At 52.2% G+C, this 13492-nt stretch carries 13 protein-coding genes; 2 read left to right on the plus strand and 11 right to left on the minus strand.

Annotated elements, in window-relative coordinates; translation table 11 throughout:
- Positions 1-21 precede the first annotated feature (21 nt).
- The 11 genes from adhP to VN24_RS01270 form a co-directional block, all read right to left on the minus strand.
- The gene (gene adhP / locus VN24_RS01220) at positions 22-1038 is read right to left on the minus strand and encodes an alcohol dehydrogenase AdhP (protein WP_045668930.1); all 1017 of its coding nucleotides are present in this window, start codon (positions 1036-1038) and stop codon (positions 22-24) included.
- 17 nt (positions 1039-1055) lie between these two features.
- Positions 1056-2462, minus strand: coding sequence for a purine-cytosine permease family protein (locus tag VN24_RS01225; protein WP_045668931.1), 1407 nt, complete (start codon positions 2460-2462; stop codon positions 1056-1058).
- Between the two features lie 16 nt (positions 2463-2478).
- Positions 2479-4797: a xanthine dehydrogenase family protein molybdopterin-binding subunit gene (locus VN24_RS01230; RefSeq protein ID WP_082083559.1), complete on the minus strand. Its 2319-nt coding sequence runs from the start codon at positions 4795-4797 to the stop codon at positions 2479-2481.
- Positions 4798-4802: 5 nt separating this feature from the next.
- Positions 4803-5288, minus strand: coding sequence for a (2Fe-2S)-binding protein (locus VN24_RS01235; protein WP_045668932.1), 486 nt, complete (start codon positions 5286-5288; stop codon positions 4803-4805).
- Positions 5289-5290: 2 nt separating this feature from the next.
- Positions 5291-6169 (minus strand): FAD binding domain-containing protein, encoded by an 879-nt coding sequence (locus VN24_RS01240; protein WP_045668933.1) that lies wholly within the window; start codon positions 6167-6169, stop codon positions 5291-5293.
- A gap of 214 nt (positions 6170-6383) precedes the next feature.
- Entirely contained in the window at positions 6384-7037 is a 654-nt protein-coding gene (locus tag VN24_RS01245) for a hypothetical protein (protein ID WP_045668934.1), read from the minus strand.
- Between the two features lie 13 nt (positions 7038-7050).
- Complete coding sequence (locus tag VN24_RS01250) at positions 7051-7794, minus strand: amino acid ABC transporter ATP-binding protein (RefSeq protein ID WP_045672850.1); 744 nt, start codon at positions 7792-7794, stop codon at positions 7051-7053.
- A 142-nt stretch (positions 7795-7936) separates the two neighbouring features.
- Positions 7937-8584: an amino acid ABC transporter permease gene (locus VN24_RS01255; protein WP_045668935.1), complete on the minus strand. Its 648-nt coding sequence runs from the start codon at positions 8582-8584 to the stop codon at positions 7937-7939.
- Between the two features lie 52 nt (positions 8585-8636).
- Complete coding sequence (locus tag VN24_RS01260; protein ID WP_045672851.1) at positions 8637-9275, minus strand: amino acid ABC transporter permease; 639 nt, start codon at positions 9273-9275, stop codon at positions 8637-8639.
- Positions 9276-9298: 23 nt separating this feature from the next.
- Positions 9299-10018 carry a transporter substrate-binding domain-containing protein gene (locus tag VN24_RS01265; RefSeq protein ID WP_052703163.1) on the minus strand — a complete coding sequence of 240 codons (720 nt, stop codon included), beginning with the start codon at positions 10016-10018 and terminating at the stop codon, positions 9299-9301.
- Positions 10019-10334: 316 nt separating this feature from the next.
- Positions 10335-12671, minus strand: coding sequence for a xanthine dehydrogenase family protein molybdopterin-binding subunit (locus VN24_RS01270; protein ID WP_045668936.1), 2337 nt, complete (start codon positions 12669-12671; stop codon positions 10335-10337).
- Between the two features lie 230 nt (positions 12672-12901).
- On the opposite strand from VN24_RS01270, the gene VN24_RS27785 reads away from it, so the two are divergent.
- Both VN24_RS27785 and VN24_RS01275 read left to right on the plus strand, forming a co-directional pair.
- A complete protein-coding gene (locus VN24_RS27785) occupies positions 12902-13057 on the plus strand; it encodes a hypothetical protein (RefSeq protein WP_169751039.1) in 156 nt (51 codons plus the stop codon).
- Between the two features lie 61 nt (positions 13058-13118).
- Positions 13119-13340 (plus strand): DUF2905 domain-containing protein, encoded by a 222-nt coding sequence (locus VN24_RS01275; protein ID WP_045668937.1) that lies wholly within the window; start codon positions 13119-13121, stop codon positions 13338-13340.
- The last annotated feature ends 152 nt before the right edge of the window (positions 13341-13492 follow it).

Genomic DNA, 13492 nt, shown 5'->3' on the forward strand with positions numbered 1-13492 from the left:
TTCCACCTCGGAAAATGAACATCATGAAAGCTTGACAACGACACGTCCATTGATATAGCCCGCTTCCATATCCGCAAAGATTTCATTAATTTGCTCGATGGGTCGCTCGTTGACATGAACGCTGACTTTGCCTTCGCTGGCAAACTGCAGCGCCTCAATCAGGTCCTGCCGGATGCCGTCGGCGGAACCGACGATCCGGGTCTGGTTATGCACCATGTCGAAGATGGGCACGCTCAGGTCGTCCGAAGGAAGGCCGACCATGACGAGCGTTCCGCCTTTTCGAAGGGATCGGTAAGCCTGCTTATAAGCTTGCTGGCTTACCGCAACGCATACGGCCGCATGAACGCCGCCGAGCTCCTTTTTCATGTACGCGGCCGGATCCTCGGAGCGGCCATTTACGGCCAGATCCGCACCGAGTTCTCTCGCCAGCTCGATCTTCTCCTCGTGGATGTCGATACCGACGATTTTCAAGCCCATCGCTTTCCCGTATTGAACCGCCAGATGCCCGAGTCCCCCGAGCCCGAACACAGCCACCCACTCGCCCGGCTTCGCTCCAGACACTTTCATCGCCCTGTAGGTCGCTACGCCCGCGCAGAAGATCGGGGCCGCCTGTTCGTCACGAAGGTTATCCGGCACTTTCACCACATACCGGGCGTCCGCCTTCATGTATTCGGAGAACGCGCCGTTAACTGTAAAGCCGGTATTTTTCTGCAACTCGCAGAGCGTTTCCCGTCCCGTCAGACAATATTCGCAGTACCCGCAGCTGCTGTGAAGCCACGGAACGCCTACCCGGTCGCCGATCTTAATATTCGTGACGCCAGGCCCCACCTGTTCGACGATTCCCACGCCTTCATGACCGGGGATTAACGGCAAACCGTCTTCGACATGCCAGTCTCCCCGCGCGACATGCAGATCGGTATGACATACCCCGCACACATGGATGCGAATTAAACATTCGGAATACGCCAACGATTCCGGTTTGGGAACGTCGGTGATCTCCAGCGGTTTTCCGAATTCCGTGATGACAGCAGCTTTCATGGTTCCCCTCTTCCGCTCTACGGTGTCGTTGTTTCCTGCAGCATGACCGAGGCGCTCCGGTTCTTCTCAATCGATGCAAAGGCGTAGTAGAGCACTGCCGTCAGTCCGATGCCGATTACCCAACTGAAGTCCGCGCCGAAGGACATCTTAGCGAATGGGCCGGTATACAGCGGGGTGTTCGCATATAGAAGGGAGGCTACCGAACCGATGAACCAGCTGGCGAGCGCAGACCATCGGACGGCAGGAAGCGGATCATACAGCCGCTGGCCATTCATCAACTGATCTTTCTTGAAATAAAGCAGATCCATAATGGTGATGACCGTCCACGGTGTCATCCACAGAATAAGAGTAAGCATCCACTGGTGCATCACACCGCTTATCGCTTCGAAATAGATACTGAGAATGCAGATCACGAAGCCGATGAGTCCGTTGATGAGGCCCGCCCCCCATCTCGGCAGCTTGGCGCCCATGGCCAGAATCGACAATCCGCCGGACTCTACGTTCAGCACGTTCGTCGAAACCGTTCCAAGGAAGATCAGAATCAGAGCCGGAAGAACAAAGCCCGGTATCGTTTGGGATACCATGGCGGCAGGGTCAAGCCCTGTACCCATCGATTGCGCGATGGCTGCGCCGACGATTTCGAGCCAGACGGTTGCGACAAACATGCCCAAATAGGAAGCCCAGAACAGTTTGCCGTTTGACATGCTTCTCGGAACGTGACGGGAATAGTCGGCCGCCCACGTCGTCCAGGAAAGCGGCCAGCCGATGCCGGCCGCTGCGAAAATCAAGGCCATCATGCCGAACCGTTCTCCACCGGTCAGTTTCCCTTCCGTCATACTGACCGGATTGTCGAACGCGAACCAGGTCATCACGAGCATCATCAAGAACATGAGCGGCACAATGACCCGGTCGAACCGCTGAATAAGCCGGAAGCCGTAGACTGCAACCAGTACTTGTACCGCGAAGATGAACAGCGAAGACAAAAAATAGACGAAGAACGATTTCCCAATGCCAAGCTGATTCAAGATCTCGACCGCCACGTTAACCGCAAAATAAGTATTGATGCCCAGCCAGACGATCGTATTAATCAGCTGCAGCAACGTAATCGAAAGGGCGCCTTTTGTTCCAAAAGAATAGCGCGTGGACACCATGGCCGTGAGGCCCGTGTTCTTCCCCGGCAGCGTCGTGAGGGCAAAGAATACGGCGCCGACCAGATTGCCAAGTACCATCATCAGAATGGCGTCCCACAAGCTAAGTCCCAGTATGATCGGCAGCGCGCCGAGCGCCCAGTTCGTTACCGAAATATTCGCCCCCATCCAGATTGAAAACTGGTCGATCGCAGTCCCTTTTCTCTCATCTTCGGGAACAGGCTGCAGTTCCTTCATATCATCCGTACCGGCAAATCCCAGAGCTTTCTCACTCATTAACATTTCACTCCCGTTAGTTAATGGTTAATGGACTGGCATTTTTAACGGCCTCCCTGACACGCGCCGGCGTCATCGGGATTTCCCGGATTTCGGCGCGGAAAGGCTCGAGGGCATCCGCCACCGCGCCTGCGACAGCTGCGGCGGCGCATATGATGCCTGCTTCTCCCGTTCCTTTGAGCCCGAGCGTATTGCGGGTCGAAGGATATTCCACTTTGTGCAATTCAATCGGCGGCAGAGAGAATATGCTCGGCACCAAATATTCTTTGAGCGTGGGGGTCTTGAGCCGGCCCTCTTCGCCATACTGAATTTCCTCCATCAGGGCGCTTCCGATTCCCTGGATCATCGCCCCGATAATCTGGCCGGTCACCACCTTCGGATTGATCTGTTTGCCGGTATCATGAACCGCCCAATAACGTTTGATCGTCACTTTTCCCGTAGCGGGCTCGACTTCCGCCAGGACGGCGTGCGCGCCGCTGGCATAGGTCGTTGTACCGGGGTGAAAGCTGTTCGAAACGGTAAGGTCATCTCCGCATGCGTCCGCCAACTCCTTCAAGCGGATTTTATGATCAGGATTCCGGACCGAATAAACGGTCCCCCGTTCATAAGCCGCTTCCTTCGGGTCAATGAGCAGCCGCTCGGCAGCCAGCTCGATGATCCGCGCCTTCAGGCCGATGCCGGCGGCATAAATCGCATTGCCCGCCACCACGGCGCTACGACTGGCAAAGGTGCCGATTCCGTCCGGCACGATGCCGGTGTCCCCTTCGATGATGTCGATCTGGTCAAGGTCGAGCTCCAAAGCTTGGGCGCAAACCTGGGCGAACGTCGTTTTATGGCCCTGTCCTTGCGAGGCGGCACCCGTAGCGGCACGGACCGTCCCGTCCGGAAGTACACTTACCACCGCTTTCTCATAAGGGCCGACACCGGTTCCTTCCACGAAATTGGCAACGCCGAGACCGATATATTTCCCTTCCTCCCGCAGCCGCTGCTGCTCGCGCAGAAATTCGGCATAATCGACCTGGTCCATCAATTTGTCAAAGTTTTCTGAAAAATTTCCGGAATCATAGACCATCCTTGTCTGGTCCCGGTACAAAATGCCGGCGTCGTAAGGAAACTCATCTCCTTGAATCATGTTCTTCCGGCGAAGTTCCATCCGGTCGATTCCCAGCTTCTTTGCCGATTCGTCGAGCAGCCTTTCCAGCACGAATACCGCTTCGGGCCTGCCCGCTCCGCGGTACGGTGCGGCCGGGGTCTTATTCGTCAGGATGTCGTACGCCCGGTAGAACAACGCCGGACACCGGTAAGGCCCGCTCATGGACGATGCGGTGTTGTAGGCGACGCAAGTTTCCCACAGATTGTAAGCGCCGCAGTCCACATAAAATTCGTCCTCGATCCCGAGCAGCGTGCCGTCTTTGCGGAATGCGGCCCGGATACGGTGCTGCTGGTCCCTCGCATGGCTGGCGGTCAGCAGATGTTCCGTCCGGTCTTCAATCCATTTCACCGGCCTTCGCAGCTTCTTCGCCAGATAAGGAACGACCAATTCCTCGGGATAGACATTGTCCTTAATGCCGAATCCGCCGCCGACATCCGGCGCGGCCACCCGGATCTCCTCCGAGGCGCAGCCGAGCGCTTTCGCCAGGTTGCCCCGCAAATCGTACGGAATTTGCGTGGCCGACCAAACCGTAAGCCGCCCGTCGTCTTCATCGATTTCCGCCATGATGCCGCGGCATTCCATCGGGATGCCGGTAATCCGGCCGACCGAATAGCTTCCTTCAACCACAACATCCGCTTCCAGAAACGCGCGTTTCCAATCTCCCTTTTCGATCACGAATTCCGCCTGAATGTTATCGGGCCATTCATCAAATAATTTCGGACCGCTGCTTTCCAAAGCAGCCCGCATGGTGACGACCGGCTGGAGCGGCACATAGCTCACCTCGATCAGCTCGACGGCATCCTCTGCTATGTACCGGTTCTCCGCCAACACGACCGCAATCGGCTCCCCGGCGAATCTCGTTTTCTCCCCGGCCAAGGGAGGCTGCGACCATTCTCTGCGCTTCAATCGGGATATTTCATGCATCCCCGCGGGAAGGACCCCCATAGGCTCCACATAGCCGAGCCCTTCCAGCTCTTCGGCCGTCCAGACGCCGACGACACCGGGCAGGCCACGCGCTTTTGCCGTATCGATCCCGGCAATGAGAGCATGGGCTTCCGTGCTTCGCAAGAAACAGGCGTGCAGCATGCCTTCCCGTTTCATATCGGCGACAAACTGCCCTTTACCCGTCAACAGCTTCTTGTCTTCCGTCCGCTTGACCGATTTCCCGATCCAGGATGACAACCGATTCACCCCCCCGATGATTGGAGCGCCGCTTGTTTCATCGCTTCCAGAATGCCTTGATACCCGGTGCACCGGCAAATATTGCCCGACAGCGCTTCCTTGATCTCTTCTTCCGTCGGATTCGAGTTGCCGCTGAACAGCTCAGTTGCCGTCATAAGAAACCCCGGCGTACAGAACCCGCATTGCAGTCCGTGCTGTTCATGAAACGCCTGCTGCAGCGGACTCAGCGAACCGTCCGCGTTCGCAAGTCCTTCAATGGTCAAAACGGAGCAGCCGTCCGCTTGAACCGCCAGCATCAGGCAGGAACGGACGCTTCTTCCGTCCACCAGCACGGTGCACGCTCCGCAGAAACCGTGCTCGCACCCTAGATGCGTGCCCGTCAAATCCAGCACCTCGCGCAGACCGTCCGCGAGCGTGTAACGAACCGGGACCGTTATTTCTTGTTTTGTTCCATTGACGTTCAGCACGATGTTTCTTGTGAGCTCGCTCATCCCTACATCTCCTTTCGGACAGCTTCAGTATAAGCTTCCATGATCCCCTTCTTAAGCAGATGGACCGCCAGTTCTTTGCGGTACGCCGCCGAAGAAAACAAATGATCGGGCGGCTCAAGTCCCGATGCCACACGCTCCGCCGCATCCGCGGCAGCCTTCTCATCCGCTATGGCGCCCACAAGCGAGGCGGCTTCCGGTTCGAAGTATACCGGCGTGCTTCCGACGCCCCCAAGCGCCCCCCGGATTCGGGTCACGACCCCGAACTCATCGGTAAAAATGCTGACGGCCGACGTTACAATAGCCGGATCGTTATAGCGCATAGAGAACTCGTGAAACGCGTGTCCTTCACCTGCCCGGATTTTCGGAAACCGCGCTTCCTGCAGGTACTGCGTGGGCAGCAGCGATGTCTGATTGACCCCTTGGAAAAACCGGCTCGCCACTATCTCCATCCGCTCGTTGAGGCCAGCAGCCGTCAGCTCACCGCCCAGCGCCGTCATGACCGTCGGCAGTTCCGCTCCCGGGTCGGCATGAGCCAAGCTCCCCAAAGCGGTGCCTCGGTTGCGGATCGCCTGATGGCCGATGAACCTGACCGCTTTCGAAAGCATCGGACACTTTGTCCGGACAAGGTCGCTCTTCACCAGATCGCGATGGCGGATCAACGGACCGACCGCAATCGACGTTTCCTCTTCCCGGATATAGTGGAAGCTTTCGATCCGATTGATATCCACGACCAGTTTTGGCTTGAGCACCCGCATATTCATGAGCTGCAGCAAACTTTGTCCGCCGGCCAGCACTTTTGCTTCCGAACCGCGCGAGGCGAGAATCTCCGCCAATTCCGCTTCACCCCGAGGACATTCATATTGAAAAGGGGCAGGTTTCATATTCGGAACTCCCTTCTTCATCATCTTTGTCATATATATGTAACATCAAGTTTCGTATAAGGTTAATTCCTAACCCGTTGATAACAAAATTATAATCCTTATTATGGAACCGTTGAAATATACACTTTATACAAAATAAAGTTTAAGGTTTTGTGCAGTTTTGCGTTATATAAGGTATCGTTACTGTGTCATGACAGTGTGAGTTCTCAAGACTTTAATTTACCGCATTAACAGGGTAAATGACATTGTACAATTTGAACATTCGATCACGCAGCTGCCTCGCGCCCCAAATGGCGTTCATCCGCCGTTCATCCGTCGTTAAATATTTTTTTAAAATGGTCACTCCGAGATTGCAATGAAACGCTTCGTCTTTTTTAATTTTTTCGTAACAGCGAGCCAGATCGTCCAGTCCGATTCTGCGGCAATTTTCAATAAGGACATCCATCGTTGTTGTGGTAGAAGTCTCGGACACATTCCAAACGGCTACGGCACAAGCACAATCCATCGTAAGAGCTTTCATGTGCAGTTCTTCCCATTCCTTGGATGTCTCCGGCGTCGTTTTAGGCACGCTGTATCCGTGCTTCTCAATGACATTACTCAACATTTCATAATGCTTGGCTTCATCCCACATATGCTTGCAAAGGGCCGTTACAATACTTCTGTCAAACTCTCTCCAGTAGTTAAGCAGCTCGGTACCCAGGAAAATAACATAAGCGATCTCCAGCCAATCCCTTACAATAATCGCCTCGAAAACTTCATCATGAGTCAGGTCTTCCCGCGACCAGAATTGTTTCGCATTCGCTCCGGAATGGGCCATTAGTTCCTCTTTGATACCGTTAAATTCCGTCCAAAACTGTTCTTCTGTCATAATAAAATCCCTCCTATTTGAGATTTGTGAGAAAGCTGCGAATGCGGAACTCATTGGAATTGTAAAAGATATCTTCCGAAGAGCCTTCTTGCAGAATGGAACCATTTTCCATAAAAATCGCTCGGCTCGAAATCTCTCTGGCAAAACCCATCTCATGCGTGACAACCATCATTGTTCTTCCCGATTCGGCCAAACGCTTAATGACCTTGAGCACTTCCCCCACCAGTTCGGGATCAAGTGCGGACGTCGGCTCATCGAACAGAATCACCTCGGGGTCCATTGCAAGCGTACGCGCTATGGCCACCCTCTGCTGCTGTCCGCCGGATAATTTGCTCGGATAACTGTCCTTCTTGTCCAAAAGTCCGACCGTAGCAAGCTGTTCGAGTGCTATTGTTTTCGCCTCTTCTTTGCTCATCCGTTTCACGACAAGCAGCGCTTCCGTCACATTTTGCAGCGCAGTCATATGCGGCCATAGATTGAACGATTGGAAAACCATCCCCACTTTCAAGCGGATCGCTTGAACGTCTTGGTTAAATTGACGATCGGTCCGGACGGGAAATCGGATCAGGTGACCGCAGCCGTTCACTTCTCCACCATCGGGGATTTCAAGTAAATTCAAACAGCGTAGCAGCGTACTTTTCCCGGAACCGCTTGGACCAATAACGGAGATGACATCGCCCTTTTGAACTTGGAGCCGAATATCTTTCAAAACCGTTTGCGTACCGAACAACTTAGTAAGTCCTTTAGCGGAAATCATCGTTTGAGAAAATCGGGATACTTTCGCTTGTGTGCTTCCCACAGATAACTCTCCTCCTTCCATTCGCTTTTCCGTTGAGGATACCGCAGATCATAATCCTTCTCGATAAGGCAGCGATGGCCGCACACGCGTTATCAGCCGTCTATTTCAAATGGGCTGATAAACGGTTTTCGAGTCTATTACCCACGAGGGATAACAGATAGGCAAGTACCCAATAGACAATCGAAATAATAAAGAACGGAGCGATATAACTGAAGCTTTCCGACACTACCATTTTCGCGATCGCCAGCAGGTCGCCTACCGTTATGATGGAAACGACCGTAGAATTTTTTAACATCATAATAAATTGATTAGTTAACGAGGGAATCGAAGAGACCAACAATTGCGGCAACAGGATGCGAATGAATTGATAGCGTTTCGGTATGCCCAAAGCCGAACACGCTTCTGCTTGACCTTTCGGAATCGTCAACAAATTCGCCCGGATAATTTCAGCCACGTAGGCTCCGTTATAAAGCCCGAGGCCAATCACTCCCGTCGTAAAACTGTTCAGAACAAACCCGGCCTTGGGACCCACGAAGTAGATGATAAACAATAAGATCAGTATTGGAATGCCGCGCATAAACTCGATGTACAACCGAACGATGAGTCGCGGCACCGCAAATCTGGATAATGCGATTAACGCCGCAGAGAACCCGACCAAAATAGAGAGGATGCCTGCAAGTACATTAATTACAACGGTCGTGTAGAAGCCTTTCAGAAAATCATCGGCATAGGGCAAGAGTTCAACCAAGCTCTTTCACCTCCCAATATCAACGGACATCGAGCGTGCAGCGTTCGAACATTCAGCGGAATACATTAACCTTGCGGCGCTCGATATAGCGTGCCAGAGTAGAAATGGAAAACGTCATGATGAAATAGAGAAGCGCAGTGGCCAGGTAGATTTCTGTCGGATTGAAATAGACTCCGACAATTTGACTTGCGGTAAATGTGAGCTCCGTCAACGAGATCACCATGACCAGAGAGGAGTTCTTCAATACAATACTGAATTCATTGGTCAACTGCGGCAAAACGGATAAAAGCGACTGCGGAAGTACGATGTGCCGCATCGTCTGCCAGGAGTTGAAACCGAGTGATTCCGCCGCCTCCTTTTGTCCTTTGGCTATACCCATTATGCCGCCGCGGATGATTTCGGCACTGAAAGCCGAAGTAGTAACCGCTAAGGCCGTCACCCCGCTCAGAAATGGAGGAATATCGAACCCGAGAAGAATGGGTGAGCCGTAATATATAAACATACAAAGAACGAGAAACGGCAGGCCGCGCAGCAATGCGATATACCCTCGGGCAAAGCCGGAGATCACACGGTTGGAAGAAATTTTCAATAAGCAAATGAATAGCCCCAAGAGCCAACCGGCGAGAACGCCCAATACCGTCAACTCCAGGGATACGACGGCTCCTTTAAGCAACTGCGGTATAAATTCCATCATTTACGTTCACCTTCGGCCCGTTAGTTCGGCACATCCTTTGGCAGATCATAAGACTCAGCAAAGTATTTTTCCAGTAATTTTGCAATCGTTCCGTCTTCTTTGGCTTTGGTGATGGATTGCTCCACCCTGTCCCTCAGTGCTTTGTCTTCCTTGCGGAACGCCCACCCCAAATACACTTTGGGACCGATTTTATCCACGATTTTATATTGATCCGGGAATTTCATGACAAGGGCTTGAAGATTCGGCATTGTGTTAGCGACAGCATCGATTCTTCCGTTCTTGAGATCTTCATACGCTTCCGGATATCCGACAAACTCCTTGATTTCCTTAACACCTCCATTCAGCTCGGTTGTGTTATAATCTTTCAAAATCTTCATCATGGCAGAACCTCGTAGAGCTCCAACGACCTTCCCCGCCATATCCGCGGGAGATTGAATATCTTTGTTATCTTTTCTCACCAATACTGCGACGCTGCCATCGGCTATCGGTGAAGTAAAGAGATATTTCTCGAGACGTTCAGGTGTCATAAGGAGCACATCGGAAATAAAATCAAATTTTTTGGATTCCAGTCCTGGCAGTACGCCGTCCCATGGCAGCAAAATCTGTCTATACTCAATTCCCATATCCTTCGCTACGTAAGCTAGCAGATCGACGCCATATCCTTTGTTTTCTCCATTCTCTACATATTGAAAAGGAAAAAAGTCCGGTTCGTTTCCCGTCACAACGAGCTTCTTTGCCATGACCTGTTTCAGAGTATCCCCTTCACCTCCGCCAGCCGCCCCGCTCCCGCCGCTTTCACCGCTTGCCGGATTGGCCGGTTTCGCTTGACATCCGGCCGCGATAAGGCTCACCAGCAGCAATGTCACAAACAGCCAAATCTTCGTGGCCCTTCGTTGAGAACGAAACCGTTTTGCGAACAACGAAATCGAATGCCGTCCCAAACCTCTGTTCGTTTGCATCTTGTCCATTAAAAGTACCTCCATCTGCATTTTTTTAAACTAATCAAGAAGACGTCAGATCGTGTTTCAAAATTTTACTGTTGTACATCTTTTTTATTTATATATACCGATACTCCGGCGTCTTGCTCTCATTGATCAACCGTTTGATCCGTTCCGGCATCACCGGAACTTCGCGGATTTGAACACCGAACGGCTCAAGCGCATTCGCCACCGCGTTGGCAACAGCGGCCGGAGGACAAATAGCCCCCCCTTCGCCCGTTCCTTTAATCCCCAATTCGTTCCGGATGGACCTGTTTTCGGCATGAATGATCTCCACTTCCGGCATATGATAGACGTTGGGAAGCAAATACTCTTTGAGCGTGCCGCTCCCCAATCGGCCGTCATGCTCATAAGCAAGCTCCTCGAACAAGGCGCCGCCAAGCCCCTGCAAAAGTCCGCCAAACAATTGTCCTTTGACGACTTGCGGATTGATCTCCACCCCGCAGTCGTGAACAACGTAATATTTTTGCACATTGACCTGCCCCGTATGGATATCCACTTCCACAATCGCGGCGTGAACGCCGTTAGCATACGTGACGGTTTCCGGATAAAAGTAGTGCTCCACTTCCAAATCCGCCGCATCTCCATTCTCAAAAGCGTAACGGGCCAGATCGGGGAGCGACCATCTGACCGCATCGTCCACGGTATGACGGATCGTTCCTTCATCGTAAACCAAATCTTCACGGGACATATCGAAGCATTTGGCCGTATACGCGAGCAGCTTCTCTTTGAATTGTTTGCTCGCCTCGAAGATTGCGCTGCCGGCAACAACAGCGCTCCGGCTAGCGAACGTTCCGATCCCTTTTGCGATTAGCTGCGTATCCCCTTCGCGAATTTGAATCCGGTCCAGATCCAGCTCCATCGCTTCGGCGCAAATTTGTGCAAAAACCGTATAATGACTCTGACCCTGCGTTGCCGCTCCCGTGGCAACCCGAATGACCCCGTCCGGTTCGATCCCGACAACCGCCCCTTCGAACGGTCCGATGCCGGTGCCTTCCACAAAACAGGCCAAGCCGAGTCCGATGTATCGGTTATTCCGCCTAAGTGCCAGCTGATCTTCCTTGAATTGCTTATAGTCGACCGCCTCCAGCAGCCGTTCGAAGCTGGACGCGAAATCGCCGGAGTCGTAAACGACCGGTTTCCCATCACGGTAATAAATGCCGGCAATGTAAGGCATCTCCGACGCATGTATTAAATTTCTTCTTCTGATTTCCATACGGTCCATCGACAGAAGCTCAGCCGCTTCATCCAAGAGACGCTCCATGGCAAATACAGCCTCCGGCCGCCCGGCCCCCCGATAAGGAGCCGATGGAGATTTGTTGGTCAGCACTGCGTATCCTTTATTGTGGTAGGACAAACATCGGTAGGGTCCTAGCAGATGGGCGGCCGAATTGTACGATACGCACGTTTCCCATAGGTTGTACGCTCCGCTGTCCACATGATATTCGTCGTCAACGGCCAGCAGCATGCCGTCTTTGCTGAACGCGGCCCGGATCCGGTGAATTTGGTCGCGTGCGTGGCTCCCCGTTTTCATATGTTCCATCCGGTCCTCCACCCATTTGATGGGAACCTTCAATTTCCATGTTAAGAAAGGGATGACCAGCTCTTCAGGATACACATTGCCTTTAATCCCGAATCCACCCCCGACATCAGGAGCAACGACACGGATTTGTTCCACCGGACATCCGAACGCTGCGACTAAATTATCGCGGACAAAATGGGGAACCTGGGTTGATGACGTTACTAACAGTTGGCCGGTATGCGGGTCGAGCTCCGAAAATACCCCTCTGCATTCCATCGGCACGCCTGTCGACCGCTTCATTTCATAAGTTCTTTCCACAACGACGCTTGCAATTTCGAAAAACTCACGGTAATTGCCGGTTTCGACTTCGAACTGCGCCTGCACATTGTCGGGCCAATCTTCGAACAATCTCGTATCCGAACGCAAAGCTTGCTCGGACGATGTAACAGACTCCAAAACCTCATAGTTCACTTCGATCAATTCAGCCGCATCTTCGGCGATATGGCGGCTTTCCGCTAGCAAAACCGCCACCGGTTCACCGACAAACCGGACTTTCCCTTTCGCGAGCGCAGGCTGCGTCCATTCCCTGCGTTTCAGCGACACTTTCTCCCGCAATGATAAGGGCAGCATGGCCAGCGGCTCAATTTCACCCAGCTCCTTTAAGTCCTCCGATGTCCAAACACCGTAAACTCCGGCCATTTGAACCGCTTTGCCGGTATCGATGGAACGAATATGGGCATGGGCATAGGGACTCCGCAAAAAACAAGCGTGCAGCATATGATCCGCTTTCAGATCGGCGACAAACTTCCCTTTTCCCGTGAGCAAAGGATAATCTTCTTTTCTTGCTACCGATTTTCCAATCCAGTTATACAATTCCCTTCCTCCTTGTTGGCCGCTTTAAGAGAACCGATAGGCTAGCTCCAGTATATTTTTATGTAAGTTAATATGACATATATATATTGCATAAAGATTAATCGTATTATTTGTGCACATTGGAGCGAGCAACCGCACGGGCCAGCGGTTCCAGGATCGGTAACTTTATGTACGAATGGATATTTGTTCAATAAGCAATACTAACGGCATGAAAGAAAGGAGCGATAACATTGCCGAAACAAAGAAAACAAAACGATGAACCGACGATTGCCCCCGGTACGGATACCCATAATTCACTGGAGGAAGAGGCAACAGAAGAAGAAAAACAACGCGGAGATTATACGGAGGTGACGCGATTATATCTGGACCGGACACCGGAAGACTAATTACGCGCGTAGACTGTACTTGGATTCGATTTTTGACCTATAATTATATAGGGTGATGCGAATGAATTCTTTTCCGAAGCTGCTCATTGGGGCGGGGATCGTTCTGATCGTCATCGGGGTGATCTGGATGGTTGGAGGGAAATTTTTCAACCTTGGACGCCTTCCAGGCGACATTGCTTATGAGAAGGGGAACTTCAAGGTTTACTTTCCGATCGTGACCTGCATTGTGGTGAGCGTTGTGTTGTCGTTCATTTTTTATATTGTGCGGTTGTTTATGAAGTAATCAAAAGAAAGAGATCCCTATTGGAAGATACGGATCTCTTTTTCTCATTTCCTGCCCTTGCATCGTTTTCGCTGCATTTGCAGCCGCTGCTAAAGCTTTATTTGTTGCGCTAGACCCTACCGATCGGCGTACCTGTAAAGGTGTTATGCGCT

The organism is Paenibacillus beijingensis, from assembly GCF_000961095.1.
GTDB classification, from domain to species: domain Bacteria; phylum Bacillota; class Bacilli; order Paenibacillales; family Paenibacillaceae; genus Paenibacillus_O; species Paenibacillus_O beijingensis.